This is a genomic window from Rhodococcus sp. NS-SX18 (assembly GCF_057367935.1).
Genome location: NZ_CM170633.1, coordinates 2,765,492 through 2,791,540 on the forward strand (window position 1 = coordinate 2,765,492; position 26,049 = coordinate 2,791,540).

Sequence of the window (26,049 nt, forward strand, 5' to 3'; positions counted from 1 at the left end):
ATTCGGCAGGTGCGCTTCCTCGACGGTCACCAGCCCCCGTACGACCTGACCTACGACGACGTGTTCCTCGTCCCGAACCGCTCCGCCGTCGCGTCCCGGTTCGACGTGGACCTGTCCACCGTGGACGGTTCCGGCACCACCATCCCCATCGTGGTCGCCAACATGACCGCCGTGTCCGGGCGCCGCATGGCCGAGACCGTCGCCCGCCGCGGCGGACTCGTCGTGCTCCCCCAGGACCTGCCGGCCGGCACCGTCGCCGAGACCGTCGCGTTCGTCAAGAGCCGCCACCTCGTCGCCGACACCCCCGTCACCCTCGGTCCCGAGGACTCCGTCTCCGACGCCCTCGCCCTCCTGCCCAAACGCGCCCACGGCGCCGTCGTCGTCGTCGACGAGAACCGCTGCCCCGTCGGGGTCGTCACCGAAGGCTCCTGCCGCGAGGTCGACCGGTTCGCGCGGCTGCGCACGGTCGCCATCCGCGACTTCGCCACCGCCTCCGTCGGCTCGTCGCCCCGGGAAGCGTTCGCACTGCTCGAGGCCAAACACGACCCGCTGGTCGTGCTCACCCACGACGACGGCACCCTCGCCGGGGTCCTGACCCGCACCGGCGCCGTCCGCGCCGGCATCTACACCCCGGCCGTCGACGCCGCCGGGGCACTGCGCATCGGCGCCGCCGTCGGCGTCAACGGCGACGTCGCCGCCAAGGCCGCGGGCCTCGTCGACGCCGGCGTCGACCTGCTCGTCCTCGACACCGCGCACGGTCACCAGGAGAAGATGCTCGACGCCCTGAAGCGGATCGCGGCGCTCGACCTGCCCGTCCCCCTTGTCGCCGGCAACGTCGTCTCCGCCGCCGGCACCCGCGAACTGCTCGACGCCGGCGCGGACATCGTCAAGGTCGGCGTCGGACCCGGAGCCATGTGCACCACCCGCATGATGACTGGCGTCGGACGACCCCAGTTCTCCGCCGTCGCCGAATGCGCCCGCACCGCCCGCGAACTCGGGGCGCACGTCTGGGCCGACGGCGGGGTGCGTCACCCCCGCGACGTCGCGCTCGCCGTCGCCGCCGGCGCCGCCAACGTCATGATCGGGTCCTGGTTCGCCGGCACCTACGAATCGCCCGGCGAACTGCGCTACGACGAGACCGGCCACCCCTACAAGGAGAGCTTCGGCATGGCCTCCAAGCGTGCGGTCGCCGCCCGCACCGTCGACGACTCCGCCTTCGACCGCGCCCGCAAGGCCCTGTTCGAGGAAGGGATCTCCACCTCCCGCATCCGCATCGACCCGCAACGGCCCGGTGTCGAGGACCTGATCGACCACATCTGCTCCGGGGTGCGCAGCACCTGCACGTACGCCGGTGCCCGGACCCTCGAGGACCTGCACACCAACGCCGTCCTCGGCGTCCAGTCGGCCGCCGGATTCGCCGAAGGACGGCCCCTGCCCACCGGATGGTGACCGCACCGCACGAGGCCGGACACGGTCCGTAGAATGATGCCTCACCGTGAACGCCCGCACCTCGGGCCCGACGAGAGGAATCCGGTGCCTGCGGCACCCACCACCATTTCGACACGACCTCCGGCCACCACGGGCGACGCGGAGTCCGACTCCGCCGGTTCGGAGGGCTCCCCTAGCGAGCCGGGTGACATACCCGGCCGGACCCCCACGACATCGGAGCGGAGCTTGCCGCCGGCTCGGGAGCGGTGCTGATGTCCGTCCTCCTGTCCCTCCTCAGCCTCATCGGGTTCATCGCCCTGACCGCGGGCACCGCGGTGTTCGTGGCGGCCGAGTTCTCCCTCACCGCCCTCGAACGCAGCACCGTCGACGCGCACGCCCGCGACGGTGACCTGCGCGCACGCCAGGTCCAGCACGCCCACCGCACCTTGTCCTTCCAGCTCTCCGGCGCCCAGCTCGGCATCACCATCACCACCCTGATCACCGGCTACCTCGCCGAACCGGTCCTCGCCCGGTTCCTCGACCCGCTGCTGCGCGCCGCCGGACTCGGCGCCGCCCTCGCCTCCGGCATCTCCCTGGCCCTGGCCCTGATCATCGCCACCTCGTTCTCGATGGTCTTCGGTGAGCTCGTACCGAAGAACCTCGCCATCGCGCGGCCCCTGGCCACCGCCCGCGCCACCGCCGGCCTGCAGGCCGGCTTCTCACTGATCTTCAAATGGGCGATCCGCGGACTCAACGGCGCCGCCAACCGCATCGTGCGGCGCCTGGGCATCGAACCGGCCGAGGAACTGCGCTCGGCGCGCTCCCCGGAGGAACTCGGATCACTGGTGCGCGCCTCGGCGGAACGCGGCGCCCTCGACGAGAACACCGCGCTGCTCGTGGGACGCTCGCTGCGCTTCGGGGAACGTACCGCGGAAGATCTCATGACCCCCCGCGTCACCATCGAGTCCCTCGACGTCCACGACACCGTCCTCGACCTCATCGACGCCTCATCGCGCACCGGCTACTCCCGCTTCCCGGTCGTCGACGGCGATCTCGACGCCACCGTCGGCGTCGTCCACGTCAAGCACGCGTTCACCGTGCCCGCGCGGCGCCGCGCCCACACCCAGCTGCACACTCTTGCCCGGCAGGTGCCCGTCGTGCCGTCCACCCTCGACGGGGACGCGGTCATGGAACGGGTCCGCTCCGACGGCATGCAGGTCGCACTCGTCGTCGACGAATACGGCGGCACCGCCGGCATCGTCACCATGGAGGACCTGATCGAGGAGATCGTCGGCGACGTCCGCGACGAACACGACGAACCCGAGCCCGAAGCGCAGCGCGTCGAGCAGGGCTGGTCCTGCTCGGGCCTGCTGCGCATCGACGAAGTCGCCCACCTGACGGGCTACCACGCCCCGGACGGCGAATACGAGACGCTCGGCGGGCTGCTCCTCACCGAACTCGGGGAGATCCCCGACTCCGGCGACGAGGTGCTGCTGCCGCACCGGCCCGGCGATGCCGACCACCGCTGGCGGGCCCGGGTCCTCGACATGGACGGGCACCGCATCGACCGCGTCCTGCTCGTCCCCACCGGCGAGCCCCCCGACGTGGACGATCACGCACCCGGCCACGAGAACGGAGACCGGTGATGAACGACTGGCTCGCGGTGCTGCTCACCGTGCTGCTCCTCGCCGGCAACGCCTTCTTCGTCGGCGCCGAGTTCGCCCTCATCACCGCTCGCCGCGACCGGCTCGAAGCCCTCGTCGGGCAGGGCAAGAAGCGCGCCCAGACCGTCATCGGCGCCGGGGAGCATCTGTCGCTCATGCTCGCCGGGTCACAGCTCGGGATCACCATCTGCTCGATCCTGCTCGGCCGCGTCGGCGAACCGGCCATCGCGCACCTGATCGAAACACCCATGCACGCGCTCGGCGTGCCGGACTCCCTGCTGCACCCGATCGGTTTCGCGCTCGCCCTCACGATCGTCGTGGTGCTGCACATCCTGCTCGGCGAGATGGTTCCGAAGAACATCGCCATCGCCGGACCGGAGCGCTCGGCGATGCTGCTCGTGCCGACCCACCTGCTGTTCATGAAGGTGGCCCGGCCACTGATCGCGTTCTACAACCTGTGCGCCAACGCCAGCCTGCGCCTGCTGCGGGTGGAACCGAAGGACGAACTGGACGTCACCGTCACCGAGCTCGAACTGTCCGAGATGATCGGCGAATCCCGCTCGGAAGGACTGCTCGACGAGGAGGAACACCGGCGCCTGACCCAGGCCCTCCAGACCAGCGGACGGACCGTCGCGGACGTGACGATCCCCCTGTCCGGGGTCCGCACGGTCCCGCTCGGCCCGGCCGGCACCACACTCGGAGCTGTCGAGCAGGCCGTCACCGAGACCGGCTACTCCCGGTACCCGGCGGAGACCGCACACGGGGAACTGGCCGGCTATCTGCACCTGAAGGACGTCCTCGACCTCGTGCGCGACGAATCGGCGGGGCCGGACACCCTCATCGCGACCGCCGAGATCCGGCCCCTGCCCCCGGTGCCGGTCGACGCCCCTCTCGACGACGCCCTGTCGCTGCTGCGGCGCACCAGCTCCCACCTCGGCGGAGTCGTCGACGGGCACGGGACGTTGATCGGCATCGTCGCCCTCGAAGATCTCGTCGAGCAGTTCGTCGGCACCGTGCGGGACACCACCCACCGGATGGCCGACCCGGGACCGGGACCCCGGACGTGAACCCCGCCGTGAACCCAGCCCCGACGCCCGCCGGTCGGCTCCGCCGCGGCCTGCCCGGTACCGCAATAAAATCATTGCAGCATCGATGCATTCGTTACGGGCGGGAACCGTGACCACGGTCCTGGCACCCGAGCAGTGGCTGCCGCGCCGGGAGCGGCACCGCCACCGCCTGACGACGCTGCTCGGCCCCTACCTCGACCGGCGAGCGCGCGGCGCCACCCACCCGGTGATCGACTTCCTGTTCACCTACTACAGCTTCACGCCGGCCCAGCTCATGCGCTGGCACCCCGGCTTCGGAACCACCCTCACCGGCTCCGCATCGACGGAGTACGCCGCCATGCGGGGCTACCGGGCCACCGGTACCGGGGTCACGGCCGACCCCGCCCATCTGACCCGGCGGCGCGAGACCGTCCGCTACGTCACCGGCCTGCTCGAGGCCACGGCTTCCCGGCCGGCACACCTGGGCTGCTTCGGTCTCCACGAATGGGCGATGCTCTACCGCACTCGGCCCCAAGACGTCCGCCACAGCGCCGTGCCGCTGCGCCTCGGGCACACCGGCACCGACTCCGTCGTCGAGTCGTTGCAGCTGCGCTGCACGCATTACGACGCATACCGGTTCTTCACCCCTGCCGCCGGCCCCCTCAACCTCGAACCACTCACCCGCGACGACCAGGTACGGCGGGAACAACCGGGCTGCCTGCACGCCGCCATGGACCTGTACAAATACTGTTACAAACTCACCCCGCTGCTCGACGCGGACCTGACCGTCGACTGCTTCGAACTGGCCTACGCCGCCCGCGAACTCGACATGCGAGCCAGCCCGTACGACCTGAGCGAATACGGCTATCCGCCGATACGGATCGAGACACCCCGCGGCCGGGCGGAATACGTCCGCGAGCAGACGGCCCTGGCCGAGCGGTCCATCACGCTGCGCGCGGCGCTGCTCGACCGGTGCCGGCGGTTGCTCGATGCCGACCGGGAGCACGCCGGCCGCTGAACGGACACCGCTGCCCGCCCTGTCCCGGAACGTCCCCGGCGCGCGGCGCGGCACCCGCGACGAGGGATACCCGCCGGGTCTAGGCTGAACTCTGGAGAGGCCACGAGCTGATGCTGTACGTCTCCGTCCTGGGTGAGCAGTCGATCACCGACGACACGACCGGCGCCGTCGTGACGCGGTCCCCCCGCGGCACGACACTGGTTGCCTTCCTCGCCCTCCACGCCGGAGTTCCCCAGCCCCGCCAGCTCATCGCCCCCCTGTTCTGGCCCGACTCGACCACCGCCCAGGCCCTGACCAACCTACGCCGCGAACTGCACCACCTGCGCCGTGCCCTCGACGACGACCCGGCCGTCGAGGTGACCCCGCGGGACCTGTGCTGGCGCGACACCGAGACCAGCCGGGTGGACCTACGGGTCTTCACCGTCGAGTACCACGCCGCCCGGGCAGCCGCGACCAGCGGCGACGACGACGCGGCGCTGCGGCACGCCACCACGGCGCTCTCCGAATACCGCGGCTCCCTGCTGCCCGGCATGTACGACGACTGGATCCTCGAAGCCCGTTCGGATCTCGAACGGCACTGCCTCGACCTGTGCGATCTGCTGTGCCGGATCCGGACCCGCACCGGCGACCTCCCCGGGGCGATCGACGCCGTCCGCCGCCGGATCCACCTCCGCCCCCTGGAAGAGAGCGGATACCGCACCCTGATGAACCTGCAGGCCGACCACGGCGACCGCGCCGGCGCGGTGAGCACCTATCACCGCTGCGCAGCCGTCCTCGAACGCGAACTCGGGGTAGCACCGGACCCGGCGACGCGCACCCTTGCCGACCGCCTCCTCGCCCACGCCGCCCCCACCGCCGCCGCCCGCCCCACCGCCGAACCGGCACTCGTCGGACGCACCCGCGAACTCCGCCGGCTGCACGAGACATGGCGCACGGCGGCCGCCGGCCACCCCACCCTCGTCCTCGTCACCGGCGGCGCCGGCGTCGGCAAGACCCGCCTGGTCGCCGAACTCGCCGCCACAGCCCGCGCACAACCCGCGGTGGTGGCCGGCACCCAGTGCTTCGGAACGTCCGGACGGCTCGCCCTCGCCCCCGTAGCGGACTGGCTCCGTACCCCCGCGGTACAGCCCGCGCTCGCCGCGCTCGACCCGATCTGGCGCGCCGAAGTCGACAGGCTCGTACCGTCCGGCACGACCCGCCCGGACCCCGGCGCCGGCTTCCGGGCGATGGTCGACGCCTGGCAGCGCCTCCGATTCTTCGAAGGCCTGGCGCGGGCGCTGATCGGCGGCGGCCGCCCGGTGTTGCTCACCCTCGACAACATCCAGTGGTGCGACCCGGAGACACTGACGTTCCTGACGTTCTGCCTGTCCCTGACCCCCGACGCACCCCTGATGGTGGCCGCGACCGCCCGCACCGACGACACCGACGAGAGCCGAGACCTCGAGCAGTGGGTGGTCCGCATGCGGACCACCGGCCTGCTCACCGACCTGCCACTACGGCCCCTGGAGGCCTCCGGCACCGCCCGCCTGGCCGAAGCGCTCGGGGGGCGCCCGCTCGACCCGCAGGCCACCGAACTACTGCACGCGACCACCGGTGGCTTCCCGCTCTACATCGTCGAAGCGATGCACAGCGGACCGGGCCTCGCCCCCGCCGGCAGCCTGGCCGACGTGCTGCACGACCGGATCGGGCAGGTGAGCCCCGCCGCACGGGACGTCGCCGGACTCGCCGCGGCGGTAGGCCGCGACTTCACCCTCGACCTGCTCACCGAGGCCAGCGACCTCGACGCCGACGCCGTGGTGCGCGCCGTCGACGAGCTGTGGCAACGCAGAATCCTGCGACAGTTCCACGACGGCTACGACTTCTCCCACGACCTGCTCCGCGACGCCGCCTACGCCCGGATCAGCCCACCCAAACGCTGGCTGCTGCACCGCCGTCTCGCGCAGAGCCTCGAACTGCTGCACGCCGACGACAGCGACAGCGTCTCGGCGCAACTCGCCGAGCAATACGCCCGCGGGGGACGACCGGACCGGGCAGTGACCTACTACCGTCGCGCGGCCGATGTCGCCTCGAGCACCTTCGCCCACACCGAGGCGATCCGACTGCACAAGAAGGCACTCGCCATTGCCCGCACCCAACTCGAGGGGCGCAGCGCCGCCCTGCAGGAACTCGCCGTCCGCGAAGCGATGGCGGCGCCGCTCAACGCCGGATACGGCTACTCCTCCCCCGAACTACAGCAGACCCTCGAGCGCTCGATCCGGCTGGCCGAATCCCTCGGCCGCAAGGACTCCCTCCTGGCCGGCCTCGTCGGCCTCTGGTCGTCGCGGTTCGTGCAGGGAAACATCGCCGGCGCCCACGAGGTCGCGACCCGCGCACTGACTCTCGTCGACCCCGGCTCCCCGCTGCGCGGATCGGCCCACTTCGCATTCGCCGGTTCGGCCGTCGAACTCGGCCGCCCCGAGGAGGCGCTCCACCACTTCGACCGTGCGGCCGCACTGACCCGGGGCGCTCCCTCGTTGACCGTCGGCACCCGGCCCGACGTGCACGGCAGCGCCTGGGCAGCCCACGCCCACTGGCTGCTCGGCCACACCGACGCCGCCCTGACCTGCTGCACCGAGGCTGTCCGGCTGGCCAGGACGATCAACCATCCCTACAGCCTGGCCGTCGCCCTGGCCTACAGCGGCATCACCCACCACCTGCGGGCAGACCGCGCCGCCCTCGACGCCGCCGTCGCAGAACTGACCGACCTGTGCACCCGGTACGGATTCGCCTACTACAGCGAATGGGCGCTGATTCTCGACGGGTGGTCCCGCGGCGGCGAGGCCGGCCTCGCGCAGACGCGGCGCGGCATCGACACGCTCCGATCGGCCGGTTCGTTCGCCCGGATGCCGTACTGGCTCTCGCTGCTCGCCGACCTGTCGGTGCGGGAAGGAGATCCCGGCGCCGCCCGGGCCGCGCTCGACGCCGCCATCGTCGCCGGACAGGCCCGCGACGACCTGTGGTGGCTGCCCGAGGTGATGCGGATGCGCGCGGCGCACGACGACCACGACGCCGCGATCACGCGGCTGCGCGCCGCCGCCCGGACCGCGGCCGCCCACGGCAGTGCCGCCCTGCTCCGGCGCTGCGCGCGGGACCTCGCCGAGCACGGCGTCGACCTGCCGCTCCCGGGCGTTCCCCCGGCCCGGTGACCGGCTGCGCGCACTCGAACGCTGCGCGAACGCCCTCTTCCTAGGGTCGACGGTACAACGCCCGCACCGGCGAGCGACCGACCCGAAAGGGACTCCCGTGACCACCATCTCGACCCGGCCGGCCGGCGCTGTGCCGTACGACGACCTGGCCGCGACCCTGCGCGGCGAGCTGATCACCCCCGACGACACCCGTTACGACACGGCGCGTGCCGTCTACAACGGCATGATCGACAAATACCCCGCGGCGATCGCACGCTGCCGGGACGCCGCCGACGTCGTTTCCTGCGTCCGCTTCGGCCGCGCCCACGCGCTCACCCTGGCCGTGCGCGGCGGCGGGCACAACGCCGGCGGCCTCGGCGTGTGGGACGACGCGCTCGTCGTCGACCTGTCACTGATGTGCAGTACCACAGTCGATCCGGCACACCACACCGTCCGAGTCGACGGCGGATGCACCTGGGGCGACGTCGACCACGCCACAGTCGCCTTCGGCATGGCCACCCCGTCCGGCTTCCTCTCGTCCACAGGTGTGGGTGGGCTGACCCTCGGGGGCGGCATCGGGTACCTCTCCCGGCGCTTCGGGCTGACCGTCGACAACCTTCTGTCCGCCGACGTGGTCCTCGCCGACGGCACGCTCGTGACGGCCGACGAGAGCTCGCACAGCGACCTGTTCTGGGCGTTGCGCGGCGGCGGCGGGAACTTCGGCGTCGTGACCTCCTTCACCTTCCGCTGCCACGACATCGGCGAAGCCGGCATTGTCGTCGGCGGCCCGGTGCTCTACGACCTCGCCGACACCGCCGACGTCATGCGCTGGTACCGGGAACTGCTGCCGGCGCTCCCGGAGGAACTCAACGGCTGGATCGCGCTGCTCACCGTCCCGCCCGCCGCCCCGTTCCCCGAGGACCTGTGGGGCCGCAGGTGTTGCGGCATCGTCTGGTGCTACACCGGACCGCACGCCAAGGCCGACGAGGTGCTCGACCCCGTCCGGACCTACGGCTCGCCGCTGCTGGTCGGCCTGCACGAGATGCCCTTCACTGTCCTGCAGAGCGCGTTCGACGCCCTCTACCCGCCCGGCCTGCAGTGGTACTGGCGGGCGGACTTCTTCGACGAGATCACCGACGCCGCGATCGACGTGCACTGCCGGTACGGGCAGCAGCTGCCGACCGGTCACTCCACCATGCACCTCTATCCCATCGACGGCGCCACCAGCCGCGTCCCCGAGGACGCGACTCCCTTCGCGTACCGGGGCGGCGGATGGGCGGGGGTCATCGTCGGCGTCGACCCCGACCCCGCCAACGCGGGCCTCATCACCCGGTGGGCTCGCGACTACTGGGAGCAGCTGCACCCGACCTCAGCCGGCGGCGCCTACGTCAATTTCCTGATGAGCGAGGGACAGGACCGGGTCGAAGCCGCCTACCGGGGCAACTACGACCGGCTCACCCGGATCAAGCGCCGCTACGACCCGGACAACGTCTTCCACATCAACCAGAACATCCGGCCCGCCGCGTCCGACCGGTAGCCCGGAATCGCACCTGCTCGGATCGGAGAGGAACGGACATGCCCACGCACAGGCTGGAAACGGACTATCTGGTGATCGGCTGCGGCGCGGCCGGCATGGCGTTCGCGGAAGCAGTGATCACCGATTCCGACACGGACGTCGTCATGGTGGACCGGCGTCACGCCCCGGGCGGGCACTGGAACGAGGCCTACCCGTTCGTACGGCTGCACCAGCCGTCCGCGTACTACGGCGTCAACTCGCTACAGCTCGGGACGGACGTCATCGACCGTACCGGCCCGAACCGCGGCATGTACGAACAGGCGAGCGCACCGGAGATCTGTGCATACTTCGGCCGTGTCATGCGCAGAAATCTGCTGACATCCGGAGCGGTGCGTTACTTCCCCATGAGCGAATACGTCGGTGACCACCGCTTCGTCTGCCGGATCTCCCCCGACCGGTACGAGGTGAAGGTCCGCACCGCCCTCGTCGACGCCACCTACCTCGAGCCCGCGATACCCGCAACGTTCGCACCACCGTTCGACGTGGCCCCCGGCGTCCGCTGCGTCCCCGTCGACGCCCTCGCGCGCGTCGACGATCCGCCCGAACGGTTCGTGATCATCGGGGCGGGCAAGACCGCGATGGACGCGTGCCTGTGGCTGCTGCAACTCGGCCTGCCCCCGGACGCGATCCAGTGGATCAAACCCCGGGAGGCGTGGCTGCGCAACCGACGGTTCGCCCAGGGCGGGGAACTGGTCGACGACTTGATCGAGGGTCTGGCCCGGCAGATGGAAGCTGCCGCCCGGGCGAGGACGCCGGCCGAGCTGTTCGCCCGGCTCGAGGCGAGCGAACAGCTGCTGCGCGTCGACGAGCACGCCATCCCCACCATGTACAAGGGTCCGACCGTCAGCACCGCCGAACTCGAGCAACTCCGCCGCATCGAGGACGTCGTCCGGCTCGGGCACGTGCGACGCATCGAACACGACGCGATCGTGCTCGACCACGGCACGATCCGCACCGGGCCCGGCCACCTGCACGTCCACTGCGCCGCCCCGGGCTTGAACCCGGCCCCGGCCGTCCCGATCTTCCAGCAGGGCCGTATCACCTTGCAGCCTGTCCGCACCGGGCTCATCCCGTTCAATGCCGCCCTCGTCGGATTCGTGGAGGCCACCGGCCGGGACCTGGTCGAGAAGAACCGGCTCTGCCCACCGAACCGGCTACCGGACGTCCCTCTCGACTGGATCCGCGGAACCCTCGTCGAGACGAACGCCGAGTACGCATGGTCGAAAGAACCGGACATGGCGGACTGGCTCGAGCGTTCCCGCCTCAACACCTCCCGGGGGCTCCGGCACCGCGCCGACCGGCCCCTCGTCCGGGAAGCGACGAGACGATTCGCCACTCACGTCCGCCCCGCCCTCGCCAACCTCACCGGACTGCTCGACGCCCGGCAAGCGGCATGAGCGCCCGGCTCGCCCGGGCGGGCCGGGTTCACGGACCACCCCGTATGATCTGAGCGATTACGGCTACTCGCCGATCACGATCGAGACTGCTTCCGGGCGCGCACAGTGCGCCCGGCAGCAGTCGGCGCTCACCATCGCGCCGCGGCCCTGGAGAGGAGCTGCTGAATCGATGTACCGCCGGCGGCGGGTCGAACCGACCGAAACTACCGGCGGGTAACGTGAGTGCTGTTCGTCGTGCTGCCCGTCGGCACCGCCGACGCGAGCGCACAGGTCCCGGAAAGAGTGAGGCAGGTAATGACTGAACGCGTGCAAGTCGGTGGACTCCAGGTCGCCAAGGTGCTCTACGACTTCGTCGTCGACGAGGCGATCCCCGGCACCGGGGTGGACGCGGCCGCGTTCTGGGCCGGCGCGGACAAGGTGATCCACGATCTCGCCCCCCGCAACCGCGCCCTGCTCGCCAAGCGGGACGAGCTGCAGACACAGATCGACACCTGGCACCGCGACCGCAAGGGCCAGGCGCACGACGCCGCCGCCTACAAGGCGTTCCTCGAGGACATCGGCTACCTCGTGCCCGAGCCCGCCGACTTCCAGGTCACCACCGCGGGCGTCGACACCGAGATCGCCACCACCGCCGGTCCGCAGCTGGTGGTGCCGGTGCTCAACGCCCGCTTCGCCCTCAATGCCTCCAACGCCCGCTGGGGCTCGCTCTACGACGCCCTCTACGGCACCGATGCCATCTCCGAAGAAGGCGGCGCGGAGAAGGGCACCGGCTACAACAAGGTCCGCGGCGACAAGGTCATCGCCTGGGCCCGAGACTTCCTCGACACCGCCGCCGCCCTCACCACCGGATCGCACACCGACTCGACCCGGTACTTCGTCGACGGCGCCGAGCTGAAGATCGAACTCGGCGACGGCACGACCACCACCCTGGCCCAGCCGGAGAAGTTCGCCGGCTACCTCGGCGACCAGACCGCCCCCACCGCGGTGCTGCTGCGCAACCACGGCCTGCACGTCGAGATCCTGATCGACCCGGACTCCCCGATCGGCAGCACCGACGCCGCCGGCGTCAAGGACGTCGTCCTCGAATCCGCGGTCACCACCATCATGGACTTCGAAGACTCGGTCGCCGCCGTCGACGCCGAGGACAAGGTCGTCGGCTACCGCAACTGGCTCGGACTCAACCGCGGCGACCTCGCCGAGGAGATCGCCAAGGGCGGCAAGACCTTCACCCGCGCCCTCAATGCCGATCGCGTCTACACCGCCCCCGACGGCTCCGAACTCACCCTGCACGGACGGTCGCTGCTGTTCGTCCGCAACGTCGGGCATTTGATGACCAACCCGGCCGTGCTCGACGCCGACGGCAACGAGGTCCCCGAGGGCATCCTCGACGCGCTGATCACCAGCCTCGCCGCCGTGCACGGCCTGTCCGTCGGCGACGCGACCGGCCCGCTGATCAACTCCCGCACCGGCTCGATCTACATCGTCAAGCCCAAACAGCACGGCCCCGAAGAGGTCGCCTTCACCACCGAACTGTTCGGCCGGGTCGAAGAGGTCCTGGGCCTGCCGGCCAACACCCTCAAGGTCGGCATCATGGACGAGGAACGCCGCACCACCGTCAACCTGAAGGCCTGCATCAAGGAGGCCAGCGAGCGCGTGGTGTTCATCAACACCGGCTTCCTCGACCGCACCGGCGACGAGATCCACACCTCCATGGAGGCCGGCGCCATGGTCCGCAAGGCCGAGATGAAGAAGCAGCAGTGGATTCTTGCCTACGAGGACTGGAACGTCGACACCGGGCTCGCGTGCGGGCTGCAGGGCAAGGCCCAGATCGGCAAGGGCATGTGGGCGATGACCGACCTCATGGCGGACATGCTCGACCAGAAGATCGGCCAGCCCCGCGCCGGCGCCAACACCGCCTGGGTGCCCTCGCCCACCGGAGCGACCCTGCACGCCACCCACTACCACCAGGTCGACGTGTTCGGCGTGCAGGACGAGCTGAAAGGCAAGCGTCGCGCCACCGTCGACGACATCCTCACCATCCCGCTCGCCCCGTCCACCGACTGGACCGACGAGGAGAAGCGCGAGGAACTCGACAACAACTGCCAGTCCATCCTCGGCTACGTCGTGCGGTGGATCTCCCAGGGCGTCGGCTGCTCGAAGGTGCCCGACATCCACGACATCGCCCTCATGGAGGACCGCGCCACCCTGCGCATCTCCAGCCAGCTGCTCGCCAACTGGATCCACCACGGCATCGTCACCGCCGACGACGTCGTGACCGCCCTGCAGCGCATGGCACCGGTCGTCGACCGGCAGAACGCCGGCGACCCGACCTACCTGCCGATGGCCCCGGACTTCGACTCCAGCATCGCCTTCCAGGCAGCCAAGGAACTGATCCTCGAAGGCACCACGCAGCCCAGCGGCTACACCGAGCCGATCCTGCACCGGCGCCGCCTCGAGTTCAAGGCCGCCCACGGCCGCCGAGCCTGACCCCCAGCCACGGCCCCCGATCCACAGTGGATCGGGGGCCGTGGTGTCTCACAGCCGATCACTAGACTCCGGGAACGGCGGGGGCAGACACGACGACAGGCAGGAAACACGTGGGTCGACATCGCGGAACGGGTCGCGCCAGAGGCGTGAGCAAGGGCCCGATCATTGCCGTCGCCGTGGCACTCGTCCTCGTCCTCGCCGTCGTCGGCTGGTTCCGCCTGCGCGAACGCATCGACGAGCAGGCGACCGAAGCCGCGCAGACCTGCGTCGAGGGCGACGCGCTCCTCGACGTCGCCGCAGATCCCGCCGTCGCCCCCACACTGACCACCCTCGCCGCCCGCTGGGTCACCGACACCCGCCCCGTCGTCCGCGACCACTGCATCGACGTACGCGTCACCGCCGTCGCCACCGCCCCGGCCACCACCGCCCTCACCGCCGAGGACGCCCCACCGGCCGATCCCCGCTGGGACCCCGCCCTCGGCCCCCCGCCCGCCCTCTGGGTCCCTTTCAGCAGCGACGCCACCGCGCGCGCGGCACAGGCCCTCGACGGGCAGTCCCGCTCCCTCGCCACATCCCCCATCGTGCTGGCCGTCCCCGCCGAACTCGAGCGTGCCCTCGACGCCGCAGGCACCGGCTGGCGTCAACTGCCCTCCCTCCAGTCCGACGGCAGCGTCCTCGCCGGTCTGGGCCTCGACGGCTGGAACGGTCTCCGCCTCGCCCTGCCCACCGGTCCCGACACGGACGCCACCACACCCGCCCTCGAGGCCGTCGCCGCGGCGGTCACCGACGCCGGACCCGGCCCCCTGACCGTCGAACAAGCCGCTTCCCCAGCAGCCACCTCTGCGGTCGGTGCCCTCGCACTCGGCGCCGACACCCTCGGCGCCGGACCGACCACCGCCGCAGCCCTGGACACCCTCGCCGACGCACCCGGCGCGGACGGCACCGTGCACGCCGTACCGATCACCGAGCAACAGCTGCACACAGCGGTCACGTCCGGCGGAGCCCCCGGCCTCGCCGAGTTCGTACCCGCCGGCCCCACCCCCACCGCAGACTTCCCCGCCGCCGTGATCGACGCCCCATGGGTCGACGAGACACTCGCCCGCGCGGCCGCCGCACTGGCCGGCTACCTACGCGAACCCGACGCCGCCCGCGCCCTGGCCGACGCCGGGTTCCGGGTCGACGGTCAGCCCGCCCCCCGTAGCGACGCGGTTCCCTTCCCCCGCATTGCGCAGACCCTGAACCGCGCCGACCCGGCCGTCGCCGACATCCTCCTGGACCACCGGCGCGCACCGGTGGCGCCCCGCACCACCACGATCCTTCTCGACACCTCCACGTCCATGGACACCGTCGAGGGCGACGACACCCGTCTCGCTCACCTCGCCGCCGCCCTCGACCAGCACGTGGACCGGTCGCCGGACGCCTCGAGCCTCGCCCTGTGGATCTTCGCCGACAACCTCGACGGCACCACCCCGTACCGCTCCACGGTGGAGCGCGGCGCGCTCACCGCGGACCAGCGCACCGCTCTGACCACCGCCCTGAGCGGCACCAGCACCGCCGACGGCTCCGCCGTCTACCAGTCCTTGGCCGCCGCCTACGTCGACGCCGTCCGCAACTTCACACCCGGCCGGCCCAACTCCGTCCTCCTGATCACCGACAGCGCCAACGACGACGGCACCACACGCCAGCGCATCCTCGACCTCGTCACCGCCGCCGGCGACCCCGGCCGGCCCGTCCGGATCGACGTCGTGGCCCTCGGCGACGACACCGACCGCAATACTCTGCAGACCCTCGCCGACCGCACCGGCGGCGCACTCGTCTCCGTCGCCACGACCGACGGCCCCGAACTCTCCGCCGCCGTCCGAAAGTTGATGTCCTGACACCGTGATCCGACTACTCGTCGCGGGGACGTTCCTCGCCCTCATCACCTTCTGGCTCCACCGCCGTCTCGTCCGCGCCCCCGGCCTGCGCGGCCGCGCGGCGATCGCCGCGAACACCGCACTCGGTGTCCTCCTCGTCGTCGCACTGATCGGTGCGCAGAGCGGCACATCACTCGATCCGCGCTGGGCCCGCCCGTTCGGATTCCTCGGCTGGACGTGGCTCGGCGTCGTGCTGTACCTGGTTCTCGGGACGCTCCTGATCGGGATCGTCTGCCTCGCTGCGCGCACGGTACGCCGGTTCCGGCGCGACGACGTCCCTCCGCCGGATCCTTCCAGGCGACGAGCTCTGCAGATCGCGACGGGTGCGCTGGCCGTCGGGGCGGTCGCCGCCGTCGGCTACGGGACCGTCGAGGCGGCTCGGCCCCGGATCGTGCACACCCGGATCCCCCTGCGCCGGCTCCCGACCGGATTCGAGGGACTGCGCGTCGCTCTCGTCACCGACCTGCACGTCGGCCCATCCCGCGGCCGCGAGTTCACCCGTCGCACAGTGGATCTCGTCAACGCACAGCAGCCGGACCTGATCGTGCTGGGCGGAGACCTCACCGACGGCACCATCGCCCTCGTCGGGCCCGACCTGGCGCCCCTCGCCGACCTGCGGGCCCCACTCGGGGTCTACGGCGTCAGCGGCAACCACGAGTACTACGCCGACGACGCGATGTCCTGGCTGGATTTCTGGGAAACCCTCGGGGTACGCACCCTCCGCAACGAACGAGTCACCCTCGAGCGCGGTGGTGATGCGATCGACCTCGCCGGCATCCACGACTATTCGGCGCCTGCCCCGAACGAAGCGGATCTGACCGCGGCACTGCAGGACCGCGATCCCGAACGCTTCGTTCTCCTGGCCGCCCACCAGCCCCGGCACGTGTTCGAGGCGCGCGACCACGGCGTCGACCTGCAGTTGTCCGGGCACACGCACGGCGGACAGATGTGGCCGCTCGGATACGTCGTACCCCTGCAGCAACCGACGGTGACCGGTCTCGACCGGTTCGGAGACACGCTCGTCTACACCTCCCGCGGGACCGGCGCCTGGGGGCCGCCGGTACGCATTGCCACGCCTCCGGAAGTGGCGATTCTGCAACTGAACGCGTTTTCGGTCTGAGCCTCGTTGTTTTTTGCGTGACCTGACTTGTTTTGGTAGGCGCTAGTTCTGATATTTATTAGTTTCCGTATTGTGCGGAATATTATACACGGGTTCTCGGGGGTGAGCTGCCGGAGCGGCTCACCCCCGAGGGCTCGGTCAGCTGCTGTAGGCCTCCAACGGCGGGCACGAACACACGAGGTTCCGATCCCCGTACACCCCGTCGATGCGCCGTACCGCAGGCCACACCTTCGCGCGCCCCTGCCCCAGCGGGTACACCGCGGTTTCGCGGCTGTAGGGGTGGGTCCATTCCCCCACCAGGCACTGGGCGGTGTGCGGCGCCCCGCGCAGCGGGTTGTCGTCCACCGGCCACTCCCCTGCCCCGACCCGGTCGATCTCGGCGCGGATGGCAATCATCGCGTCGATGAACGCGTCCAGCTCGGACAGGTCCTCGCTCTCGGTGGGCTCGACCATGAGGGTGCCCGCGACGGGGAAGCTCATGGTGGGCGCGTGGAAGCCGTAGTCCGCCAGACGCTTCGCGACGTCGTCGACGGTGACCCCCGTGTCCTTCGTCAGCGGCCGCAGATCGAGGATGCACTCGTGCGCCACCATGCCGTTCTCACCCGTGTACAGGACAGGAAAGTACTCGTCGAGCCGGCGCGCGATGTAGTTCGCCGACGCGATCGCGGTCAGCGAAGCCCGCCGCAGGCCCTGCGCCCCCATCAGCTTGATGTACGCCCACGTGATCGGGAGGATGGATGCAGATCCGAACGGCGCCGCCGACACCGGCCCGCCCCCACCGAGGCCCGGCTCCGCCGGGTGGCCGGGCAGGAACGGCACCAGGTGTGCGCGCACGCCGATCGGCCCCACCCCGGGACCACCGCCGCCGTGCGGGATGCAGAAGGTCTTGTGCAGGTTCAGATGGCTCACGTCGCCGCCGAACTTGCCGGGTCGTGCCAGACCGACGAGAGCGTTCAGGTTGGCGCCGTCGATGTACACCTGGCCACCGGCGTCGTGCACGGCGCCGCAGATGTCGGCGATCTCGTGCTCGTAGACACCATGGGTCGACGGGTACGTGATCATGATCGCGGCGAGGCGTTCGGCGTGATCGGCGATCTTCGCGCGCAGATCGTCGAGGTCCACGTCACCGTTCGAACGGCACGCCACGACCTCCACCCGCATGCCGGCCATGACGGCGGAGGCGGCGTTGGTGCCGTGGGCGCTCGACGGGATCAGGCAGGTGTCGCGATGCTCGTCGCCCCGGCTCAGGTGGTAGTGGCGGATCGCCAGAAGCCCGGCGTACTCGCCCTGGCTACCGGCGTTCGGCTGCAGGCTCACCGCGTCGTACCCGGTCACCGCGGCAAGCCATCCTTCCAGGTCCGCGATGAGTCGGCGGATGCCCGCCGTCTGATCCGCCGGGGCGAACGGATGGAGCGCCGAGAATCCGGGCCAGGTGATCGCCTCCATCTCCGTGGCGGCATTGAGCTTCATCGTGCACGAACCCAGCGGGATCATGGTGCGATCCAGGGCGAGGTCCATGTCGGACAGGCGGCGCAGGTACCGCATCATCGCGGTCTCGGTACGGTACCGGGTGAACGCCTCGTGCCGCAGGTACACGCTCGTGCGCGCGAGGTGCCGGGGAAGGGCGGGAGCGGCTTCCGCCGCGGTGTCCTCCGCCCCGAACGCGGCGAGAACTGCAGCCACATCGGCGTCGCGGGTCGCCTCGTCGCACGAGATCCCCACCTGGTCCCCGTCGACCCGCCGGACGTTGATGCCCGCCTCGAGCGCCGCCGCGACCACCGCGTCGGCGCGGCCGCGAACGCGGACCAGAACGGTGTCGAAGAAGTGGTCGTGCACCACCTCGAGGCCGGCGGCTTGCAGCGACGCCGCGAGCCGGGCGGCCTGGCCCGCCACGCGGGTTGCGATCCCGGCCAGACCCTCGGCGCCGTGGTACGACGCGTACATCGCGGCAAGGACCGCGAGGAGCACCTGCGCGGTGCAGATGTTGCTGGTCGCCTTCTCGCGGCGGATGTGCTGCTCACGCGTCTGCAGCGCCAGCCGGTACGCCGGCGCCCCGTCGGCGTCGACCGAGACGCCGACGAGCCGGCCCGGCAGGTTGCGGGCATGGGCGGCGTGCACCGCGAGGTAACCCGCATGCGGCCCGCCGAATCCCATGGGCACGCCGAAGCGTTGGGTGGTGCCGAAGCATACGTCCGCGCCCTGTTCGCCGGGCGGGGTGAGCAGGGTCAGGGCCAGCAGGTCCGCCCCCACCGCGACGAGGGCGCCACGCTCGTGTGCCGCCTCGACCAGGGGACTTGCGTCGAACACCCGGCCGGAGGCACCCGGGATCTGCAGGATCACCCCGAAGAATTCTCCCTCGGGCAGACCGTCGTCGACGAGATTCGCGGTGACGATCTCGATTCCCAGGGGTTCCGCCCGGGTCGCGAGGACCGCCGCGGTCTGAGCGAACAGGTCGGTGTCGACGACGACGCGCGTGCTCCGGCACTTGCGGTTCGCGCGGGCGAGCAGCGTCATCGCCTCCGCAGCGGCGGTCGCCTCGTCCAGCATCGACGAGTTGGCGACCTCCATGCCGGTCAGGTCCGAGACCATGGTCTGGAAGTTGAGGAGAGCTTCGAGGCGCCCTTGGCTGATCTCCGGCTGGTACGGGGTGTATGCCGTATACCAGGCGGGATTCTCGATGATGTTGCGGAGCAGGACCGGCGGAGTCAGCGTGCCGTAGTACCCCTGACCGATCATCGACGTCGCAACGGTGTTCCGCCCGGCGAGTTCCTGCAGGGCCTCGAGCACCTCGTGTTCCGACATCGGCGCGTCGAGCGACTCGAGCCCGTCCGCGACCCCGTCGGTCCGGGTGTCGAGGATGCCGGCGGGCACCGCCTTCGCGGCCAGCTCGTCGAGGGATTCGACGCCGACGACGTCGAGAATGCGGCGCAAGCCCGCCGCGTCGGGGCCGACGTGGCGGTCGGCGAAGGTGTACGTAGCAGCATCGGTCATCGCGACTCCCTGAGGTCGGAGGTCCGCATCCGGGCAAGGGTCGCACGGTGCGTGTCCTCCCCCTCTGTCGCGAGCTCGTCGAGCGAGCGCCTGAGAGATTCGGTACCGGAACGAACCGGCCCTTTCCCCGTGGGCGGGTGGGTGCTCCCACCGCTTTCCAGAGACGTCGGTGCCCGTACGGTCCTCGATGCCTGAGAGATTGACGGGGAGGTGCTGCTCCTTCGGCGTCCGGAACAGGTCCGGAACTCTCCCGCACGGCGGCGACGCACCCCTGATTCTAGGGCACCGGAAGGCCTGGCAGCACCGAGGCCGCGGATGTTTCGTGTGACGAGCGTCTACCCGATCCGCCGATTGACGCGTTCGCGGCGGCGGGAGGCCAGCTCGTCCTCGGGTCGCTGTTCCACGTTGCCACCGTCCGCCCGCTCAGCCGGGAAGTCGGCGATGCTGCCGGTCAGCTCCCGCATGGCGCCGCTCACCGCGATGCCGAACACTCCCTGCCCGCCCTGCAGTAAATCGACCACCTCTTCCGGTGAGGTGCACTCGTACACGGTCGTGCCGTCGGAAAACAGGGTGATCTTCGCCAGGTCCCGCACTCCGCGTTCGCGGAGGTGATCGACCGCCACCCTGATGTTCTGCAGCGAGATACCCGTGTCGAGCAGGCGCTTGACGATCTTCAGGACCAGGATGTCCTTGAACGAGTAGAGCCGTTGGCTGCCCGAGCCTGCCGCGCCCCGGATGGACGGAACGACCAGATTGGTCCGCGCCCAGTAGTCGAGCTGACGGTAGGTGATGCCGGCGATCTGGCAGGCGATGGGCACGCGGTAGCCGACGAGCTCGTCGGGCACCGAATCGTCCGGGAACAGGCCCGGCTGCATTTCGTCGGCGTCGAGAGCTGCCCGTGACGGGGCATCGCGGTCGACGGCGTCGAAGCTGAGCTGCTGTCCCTGCGGCCGATCTCCCACTGTTGTGACTCCCTCTCGCGTGCACAGGCGTGCCCTGGAACGAACGACGGGCGGATCCCCACCCCCATCCGATCGTCGAGCGCTCGCTGACCCACCGAGTCGATCCGTAGCGATTCACTCAGCGTACGCCCCGTACGAAAAGTTGGGCAGCAACACGCCGACCGGACGACGATCTTCCGGTTCCGCATCTCACTCGCAGTGTGCGCTCCGGCCGTCGGCCGGAAGTCGCGACAGAACCTCGGCGACGTTCGACGATCAGCCGTCCGTCGCCTTGAAGTCGTCGGGGGAGACGGATTCGAGAAATTCCTTGAACTTCTCGACCTCGTCCTCCCGCTCATCCGGCATGACGAGGCCCGCTTCCGCGAGCACCGGTTCCTCCACGAAGACCGGCGCGCCGATGCGCAAGGCTACAGCGACGGCATCGGAGGGGCGGGACGACACGCGCAGACCGCCGTCGAAGACGAGGTCGGCGTAGAACGTCCCCTCCTTGAGGTCCACGATCCGGACCTCTTCGAGGGTGCGACCGAAGGCATCGACCAGATTCTTGATCAGGTCGTGCGTCAACGGCCGGACCGGCTCGACGCCCTGCTGTTCCAGTGCGATCGCCGTGGCTTCCATCTGGCCGATCCAGATCGGCAGGTACCGATCTCCGTCGACTTCGCGCAGCAGCAGGACAGGCTGATTCTGCGGTTGCTCGATCCGGATCCCCACTACTCGCATCTCGCTCATCGAGCCGCCTCCCATCCCTGCTGTGCGACGGTGGCGAACCGTCCGCCGATATCCCCCTGAATTCTAGTGCCAAACGCGCCGCCGTCGAGGTCGACGCCCGCCGTTCACCGATCCAGAGCGCCCCGGACGGCGGCCTTGACGAGGCAGGTGTGCATCGTCAACGACAGCGCTGCCAGTTCCCGGACCATTTCCTCGGCCCGAGCACGCGCACCGACGTCCCGGCCCTTCGCGACCGGACCCGCGATCTGCGCCACCAGGCCCGCCTCCCGGTCGGCCGCGAGCTTGAAAGCACGCAGGTGCCGAACCTCGAGACCGAACTCGGACATGGCTTTGGCCGTGCGCGCCAGCAGTACCGCATCCTCGTCGAAGAAGCCGGCCGCGCCGGGCACGATGAGCCCGGCGCGGATCAGCTCCGTGAGGAAGGACGTCTCTATGCCCGCCTGCCCGCACAGGTCCTCCCGGCTGATCCGCACCTCCCGGTCCGCGCGCAGATCCTCCGGCGACACCTGACCCGGGGCCACGGCCAGGGTCCGGAGCCGCTTCGGGCGACCCTCCACCGAGCCCACCGTCGCGACACCGCGGTCGATCGCCTCGAGCTGTTCCTTGATCACCTTCAAGGGCAGGTACTGGTCCCGTTGCGCGGTCAGTACGTACCGCAGACGCTCACAGTCCGCGATCGAGAAACGACGATAACCCGACGGGGTGCGTTCCGGACTGATCAACCCCTCGGATTCGAGGAAGCGGATCTTCGAGATCGTCACGTCCGGAAACTCGGGCCGGAGCCGATCGAGCACGGAGCCGATCGACATACCCCCCGGTGACGGCTGGCGGGCAGCGGTCATCAGCTACCCGTGCCCTGCGAACCCCGCGGGCCGGTGAGGAACACCAGCCGGAACTTTCCGATCTGCACCTCGTCGCCGTTCGCGAGAACTGCCGAGTCCACCGGCTCGCGGTTGACGTAGGTCCCGTTCAGGCTTCCCACATCGACGACCTGGAACTCGCCCTCGTCCTGGCGGAACTCGGCGTGCCGACGGCTGACCGTCACGTCGTCGAGGAAGATGTCGCTGTCCGGGTGGCGCCCCGCCGACGTCGTCGGCTGATCGAGCAGGAAACGCGACCCGGCGTTCGGGCCACGCTTGACGACGAGCAGCGCCGATCCTGTGGGAAGCCCCTCGACCCCCGAAACCGGCGCTTCGGTCGTCCCCGCGCCCGTGCCGGTGGTATCGAGTTCGTTCAGGAAGTCGGCACGAAACACCGAAGTGGTTTCCGCAGGGGTTTCCTCGTAGCCCGCGTTGCCGTTCTCGCTCACCGTATCTCCTTATCCGTTCGGCCCTTCGGGATCGCTCCCCCGGGGCCGCAGTTTCGTTCAGCCACGATCACTTCCGGTACGGACCCGCGCCCCGACCCGGCACACGCCTACCGATGACCGTACCCTGCACAACGTCCTTCGTGCAGGCAGACGCGGCCCCGGCCGGATGCGGGGTCAGTTCTGCGTGATCGCGCGGTATCCGTCGGCGTCGAGCGTGTCCGCCAGAGCGGCGTCCAGCTCGTCCTTGCTGGCGACCTCGACGTCCACCAGCCAGCCGGCCTCGTACGGATCCCCGTTGACGAGTTCGGGATTGCCGTCCAGATCCGAGTTCACGCCAACGACTTTCGCCGTGAGCGGAGCGAACACGTCGGACACGCTCTTGGTCGATTCCACCTCGCCGAAGGACTCCCCCGCGGTGAGTTCCGCACCGGCCTCGGGCAGCTGCACGAAGACGACGTCGCCGAGCTGTGACTGGGCGTAGTCGGTGATGCCGAGGCGTGCGGTCACGTCGCCGGTTCGGCGAACCCACTCGTGCTCCGCCGTGTAACGCAGATCGGCGGGTGTTCGGAACTCACTCACGACAGGTCCTTTCGGGCAGCGACATTCGCGTGGAACGCCGGGTTCAGTTACCGGGCTGAGAGTATTGTCGCGGCTCGATCTCCCGCAAGGCGGGTACCTCGACCTGCGGCGACTGTTCGATCTGTACCGTCCCGCCGGCACGTGCCACCGTGTCGACCACACCACCGGGGATGTTCAGCGCCGCCGCCAGTGTGGGCGCGTCCCCGATCGCAGCGACGACGTAGGGCGCCGCGAGCGGCCGATCGTCGACGACCAGCGCACCGGCGGTTCCGCCCACCCAGGAGTCCACGCCGACACGCACGGCAGCGCCACCGGTTCCGGCGACCTGCACGGCTTCCGCTCCTGCGGCGCGCAGCTCCTGGATCGTGTCGAGAAGAACCTCCGGGCCCACTCCTCGCCGAGGGTCGGCGATGGTCAAGATCACGCCCGGACCGGTGGCCGGGGCGGTACCCACCTGGATCTGCAACGCCGACAGGCGCTGCTGCGCCTCCGCGAGCGCGGCCTCGGAGCCGTTGCGTTGCAGACTGGCCAGCGTCTGCTCCAGGGTGGTGATCTCCTGGCGCAGCTCCGCCTCACGCCGGTTGAGGTTGTCGAGTACCGCCAGCAGGTCGGCGGGCCGGGCGGAGTCGAGCGCATCACCCGAACCGGTGTTCCTGACCTGAGTGGCGATCCCCACCCCGAGCAGGACCATGAGCAGTGCCGCCAGAGCGGAGAAGACGATCCGCGATCGGCGCGCTGTACCGGTCTCGGCCGTCTCGTGCCGTTCGTGCTTGCCCTCGCCCATCCTGCTACGCCCCGAACAGCCTGCGGCGCAGGGCGGATGCGTTCCCGAAGATCCGGATACCGAGAACCACGACGATCGCCGTGGACAGCTGGGTGCCCACCCCGAGCTGGTCACCGAGCCAGACGATCAGTGCGGCGACCAGCACGTTGAAGACGAAGGAGACGACGAACACCTTGGCGTCGAAGATCTCGTCCAGATAGGCGCGCAGGCCGCCGAAGACCGCGTCGAGCGCCGCAACGACCGCGATGGGCAGGTAAGGCTGGACCACGTCGGGAACCTGGGGACTGACGATCACACCCACCACGATGCCCACACCGAGGGCCAGCACCGCGTACAGGGCGTATCCGCGTTTGGTCACCACCGTCTCACCGCTCTCCCGTTTCCTGTGCCGATGCGACGTCGCGCACCGTGGCGGCCGGCAGCGCCAGGTCTGCCGCATCCGCGATGGTGAAACCTACTCCGTAGAGCTGCTGCACCCCTGACATGCGCAGGTACGCGTCGCTGACCACGAACCCGGTCTGCAGCTCCACAGGGGACCCGACGGCGGCGACCGTGTACGGGGAGAAGACCGGCCGGTTGTCCACGAGCATCGCTCCCCCGGCCTGCCGGACCGTGACACCCGGGCCGATCCGGACCCCGTTGATCGAGACGGCCTCGGCGCCACTGTGCCAGAGCGCGTTGACGACCGACTGCAGATCGCGGTCGAGGATCACCGAGGCGCTGCGGCCGCGGTCCTTCTCCGCCGAGTCCGTCAGGTCGGGCCGCGAAGCCGGATCGGCGAGAGTCACCGTGATCCCCGGTCCGTGCACAGGCGTCGACGCAGCGTCGTCCTCTGCGCGGGCGAGGCGGTCGAGCACCGCCGTCCCTTGCTCGTCGTCGGCGAGCACCGCGATACGGCGCTGTTCCACCTCGGTGGACAAGTCGTCGCGGGCCGCCGCGAGTACGTCGTTGCGGTCCTCGGTCGCGCGGACGGTGGCGAGGATTTCGTCGCGCGCCTGATCCGTCCCGGATTTGCGCTCGATGTTCTGGGCGTACGCTACCCCGAGGACGAGTCCGGCGAGCAGACCACCGAGGACCAGCCACACCCCGATCCCGATCCGGGTCGGGCGGGTGTGGCCGGCGGCGCGGTCGCGCGCCGCACCCGCGTACCCGGGATCGAGATGGTCCTCGAGCAGAGCTTTCAGCAGCGACGGGACGGGGTTGCGACGGATCTGCTCCCAGTTGCGGTTCATCCGGTGGCCGGCCCTCCCGACACGGGCACCGCCCGAGCCGTCTGCACCGCCTGCAGCAGATAGAGCGCGCCCGTCCACGTGTAGAGGGCAGTGCCCCAGAGGAGGGCGGCCCACCCGGCGGGTTCGAGGACGCCGGCAGCGGCGGGAAGCGCCTGCGCGGCCAGGAGGAGGGGCAACGCGAACATGAGCAGGAACGTGGCGCCCTTGCCCAGGTACAACACCTCCGGTGGCGGCAGACCACGGCGTCGATAGACGGCGAGGGTCGGGGCGAGCACCAGCTCCCGGCCGATCAGGAGCGCGGCGATCCACCACGGCACGATGCCACGGGCCACCAGCGCGAGGAGTGTCGTGACGATGTAGAGGCGGTCGACGAGCGGATCGAGCACCGCCCCGAGTCGCGACGCCTGGTCGAGCAACCGTGCGAGCTTGCCGTCGGCCCAGTCGGTGATCCCGCTGAGCATCAGAACCGCGAGCGCCCACCCGTCGGCATGCAGGACGAGGACCAGGTAGAGGAAGATCGGGATTCCGGCCAGGCGGACGACACTCAGCACGTTAGGGACGGTGACGATGCGGTCGGATCGAGCCGGCGCACCGGTCGTCGTCGCGTCGTTCATCGTCGGTCCTGTCGTTCGTGGAGTAGGTCCCGA

The 26,049-nt window shown here is 70.3% G+C and carries 20 protein-coding genes and 1 riboswitch; of the genes, 10 read left to right on the forward strand and 10 right to left on the reverse strand.

Annotated elements, in window-relative coordinates:
- Nucleotides 1-9 precede the first annotated feature (9 nt).
- The 10 genes from AC2IPW_RS12865 (at nt 10) to AC2IPW_RS12910 (ending at nt 16,816) form a co-directional block, all read left to right on the forward strand.
- Nucleotides 10-1,449, forward strand: a complete 1,440-nt coding sequence (locus AC2IPW_RS12865) for a GuaB1 family IMP dehydrogenase-related protein (protein ID WP_003937260.1) — start codon at nt 10-12, stop codon at nt 1,447-1,449.
- 251 nt (nt 1,450-1,700) lie between these two features.
- Complete coding sequence (locus tag AC2IPW_RS12870; protein WP_486374978.1) at nt 1,701-3,074, forward strand: hemolysin family protein; 1,374 nt, start codon at nt 1,701-1,703, stop codon at nt 3,072-3,074.
- Complete coding sequence (locus AC2IPW_RS12875) at nt 3,074-4,159, forward strand: hemolysin family protein (protein ID WP_289381657.1); 1,086 nt, start codon at nt 3,074-3,076, stop codon at nt 4,157-4,159. The genes AC2IPW_RS12870 and AC2IPW_RS12875 overlap by 1 nt, the downstream gene beginning before the upstream one ends.
- 85 nt (nt 4,160-4,244) lie before the next feature.
- Entirely contained in the window at nt 4,245-5,156 is a 912-nt protein-coding gene (locus AC2IPW_RS12880; protein WP_486374979.1) for a 3-methyladenine DNA glycosylase, read from the forward strand.
- 110 nt (nt 5,157-5,266) lie between these two features.
- Nucleotides 5,267-8,341 carry an ATP-binding protein gene (locus AC2IPW_RS12885; RefSeq protein ID WP_486374980.1) on the forward strand — a complete coding sequence of 1,025 codons (3,075 nt, stop codon included), beginning with the start codon at nt 5,267-5,269 and terminating at the stop codon, nt 8,339-8,341.
- A gap of 97 nt (nt 8,342-8,438) precedes the next feature.
- Nucleotides 8,439-9,857 carry an FAD-binding oxidoreductase gene (locus tag AC2IPW_RS12890; protein ID WP_486374981.1) on the forward strand — a complete coding sequence of 473 codons (1,419 nt, stop codon included), beginning with the start codon at nt 8,439-8,441 and terminating at the stop codon, nt 9,855-9,857.
- A 38-nt stretch (nt 9,858-9,895) separates the two neighbouring features.
- The gene (locus AC2IPW_RS12895; protein ID WP_486374982.1) at nt 9,896-11,293 is read left to right on the forward strand and encodes an NAD(P)/FAD-dependent oxidoreductase; all 1,398 of its coding nucleotides are present in this window, start codon (nt 9,896-9,898) and stop codon (nt 11,291-11,293) included.
- A gap of 294 nt (nt 11,294-11,587) precedes the next feature.
- The gene (locus tag AC2IPW_RS12900; RefSeq protein WP_486374983.1) at nt 11,588-13,780 is read left to right on the forward strand and encodes a malate synthase G; all 2,193 of its coding nucleotides are present in this window, start codon (nt 11,588-11,590) and stop codon (nt 13,778-13,780) included.
- A gap of 146 nt (nt 13,781-13,926) precedes the next feature.
- Nucleotides 13,927-15,657: a substrate-binding domain-containing protein gene (locus AC2IPW_RS12905; RefSeq protein ID WP_416061126.1), complete on the forward strand. Its 1,731-nt coding sequence runs from the start codon at nt 13,927-13,929 to the stop codon at nt 15,655-15,657.
- A 4-nt stretch (nt 15,658-15,661) separates the two neighbouring features.
- Entirely contained in the window at nt 15,662-16,816 is a 1,155-nt protein-coding gene (locus AC2IPW_RS12910; RefSeq protein ID WP_486374984.1) for a metallophosphoesterase, read from the forward strand.
- 138 nt (nt 16,817-16,954) lie between these two features.
- On the opposite strand, the gene gcvP is transcribed toward AC2IPW_RS12910, so the two are convergent.
- The 10 genes from gcvP to AC2IPW_RS12960 all read right to left on the reverse strand — a co-directional run bounded on the left by gcvP (nt 16,955) and on the right by AC2IPW_RS12960 (nt 26,016).
- Nucleotides 16,955-19,807, reverse strand: a complete 2,853-nt coding sequence (gene gcvP, locus AC2IPW_RS12915) for an aminomethyl-transferring glycine dehydrogenase (protein WP_486374985.1) — start codon at nt 19,805-19,807, stop codon at nt 16,955-16,957.
- 168 nt (nt 19,808-19,975) lie between these two features.
- Nucleotides 19,976-20,070, reverse strand: a riboswitch (glycine riboswitch).
- Nucleotides 20,071-20,142: 72 nt separating this feature from the next.
- The gene (locus tag AC2IPW_RS12920; protein ID WP_003937271.1) at nt 20,143-20,769 is read right to left on the reverse strand and encodes a MerR family transcriptional regulator; all 627 of its coding nucleotides are present in this window, start codon (nt 20,767-20,769) and stop codon (nt 20,143-20,145) included.
- Between the two features lie 255 nt (nt 20,770-21,024).
- Nucleotides 21,025-21,498 (reverse strand): bifunctional nuclease family protein, encoded by a 474-nt coding sequence (locus AC2IPW_RS12925; protein ID WP_003937272.1) that lies wholly within the window; start codon nt 21,496-21,498, stop codon nt 21,025-21,027.
- Nucleotides 21,499-21,602: 104 nt separating this feature from the next.
- Entirely contained in the window at nt 21,603-22,340 is a 738-nt protein-coding gene (gene ftsR, locus AC2IPW_RS12930; protein WP_040782825.1) for a transcriptional regulator FtsR, read from the reverse strand.
- A complete protein-coding gene (gene garA / locus AC2IPW_RS12935; protein ID WP_003937274.1) occupies nt 22,340-22,807 on the reverse strand; it encodes a glycogen accumulation regulator GarA in 468 nt (155 codons plus the stop codon). The genes ftsR and garA overlap by 1 nt, the downstream gene beginning before the upstream one ends.
- A 174-nt stretch (nt 22,808-22,981) precedes the next feature.
- A complete protein-coding gene (gene gcvH / locus AC2IPW_RS12940) occupies nt 22,982-23,386 on the reverse strand; it encodes a glycine cleavage system protein GcvH (RefSeq protein ID WP_003937275.1) in 405 nt (134 codons plus the stop codon).
- A gap of 43 nt (nt 23,387-23,429) precedes the next feature.
- Nucleotides 23,430-24,170 (reverse strand): DUF881 domain-containing protein, encoded by a 741-nt coding sequence (locus AC2IPW_RS12945; RefSeq protein ID WP_003937276.1) that lies wholly within the window; start codon nt 24,168-24,170, stop codon nt 23,430-23,432.
- 4 nt (nt 24,171-24,174) lie between these two features.
- Nucleotides 24,175-24,531 (reverse strand): small basic family protein, encoded by a 357-nt coding sequence (locus tag AC2IPW_RS12950; RefSeq protein ID WP_003937277.1) that lies wholly within the window; start codon nt 24,529-24,531, stop codon nt 24,175-24,177.
- Between the two features lie 4 nt (nt 24,532-24,535).
- Nucleotides 24,536-25,402: a DUF881 domain-containing protein gene (locus tag AC2IPW_RS12955; RefSeq protein WP_486374986.1), complete on the reverse strand. Its 867-nt coding sequence runs from the start codon at nt 25,400-25,402 to the stop codon at nt 24,536-24,538.
- Nucleotides 25,399-26,016 carry a CDP-alcohol phosphatidyltransferase family protein gene (locus AC2IPW_RS12960; protein WP_416061130.1) on the reverse strand — a complete coding sequence of 206 codons (618 nt, stop codon included), beginning with the start codon at nt 26,014-26,016 and terminating at the stop codon, nt 25,399-25,401. The genes AC2IPW_RS12955 and AC2IPW_RS12960 overlap by 4 nt, the downstream gene beginning before the upstream one ends.
- Nucleotides 26,017-26,049: the final 33 nt, after the last annotated feature.

What these genes read in the sequence shown, in the direction of transcription:
- AC2IPW_RS12900 (WP_486374983.1), top strand. Translation starts at nt 11,588, where the DNA reads ATGACTGAACGCGTGCAAGTCGGTGGACTCCAGGTCGCCAAGGTGCTC.
- gcvP (WP_486374985.1), bottom strand. Translation starts at nt 19,807, where the DNA reads ATGACCGATGCTGCTACGTACACCTTCGCCGACCGCCACGTCGGCCCC.
- AC2IPW_RS12925 (WP_003937272.1), bottom strand. Translation starts at nt 21,498, where the DNA reads ATGAGCGAGATGCGAGTAGTGGGGATCCGGATCGAGCAACCGCAGAAT.
- AC2IPW_RS12885 (WP_486374980.1), top strand. Translation starts at nt 5,267, where the DNA reads ATGCTGTACGTCTCCGTCCTGGGTGAGCAGTCGATCACCGACGACACG.
- AC2IPW_RS12870 (WP_486374978.1), top strand. Translation starts at nt 1,701, where the DNA reads ATGTCCGTCCTCCTGTCCCTCCTCAGCCTCATCGGGTTCATCGCCCTG.
- AC2IPW_RS12880 (WP_486374979.1), top strand. Translation starts at nt 4,245, where the DNA reads ATGCATTCGTTACGGGCGGGAACCGTGACCACGGTCCTGGCACCCGAG.
- AC2IPW_RS12960 (WP_416061130.1), bottom strand. Translation starts at nt 26,016, where the DNA reads ATGAACGACGCGACGACGACCGGTGCGCCGGCTCGATCCGACCGCATC.
- AC2IPW_RS12895 (WP_486374982.1), top strand. Translation starts at nt 9,896, where the DNA reads ATGCCCACGCACAGGCTGGAAACGGACTATCTGGTGATCGGCTGCGGC.
- AC2IPW_RS12945 (WP_003937276.1), bottom strand. Translation starts at nt 24,170, where the DNA reads ATGGGCGAGGGCAAGCACGAACGGCACGAGACGGCCGAGACCGGTACA.
- AC2IPW_RS12955 (WP_486374986.1), bottom strand. Translation starts at nt 25,402, where the DNA reads ATGAACCGCAACTGGGAGCAGATCCGTCGCAACCCCGTCCCGTCGCTG.
- AC2IPW_RS12875 (WP_289381657.1), top strand. Translation starts at nt 3,074, where the DNA reads ATGAACGACTGGCTCGCGGTGCTGCTCACCGTGCTGCTCCTCGCCGGC.
- ftsR (WP_040782825.1), bottom strand. Translation starts at nt 22,340, where the DNA reads ATGACCGCTGCCCGCCAGCCGTCACCGGGGGGTATGTCGATCGGCTCC.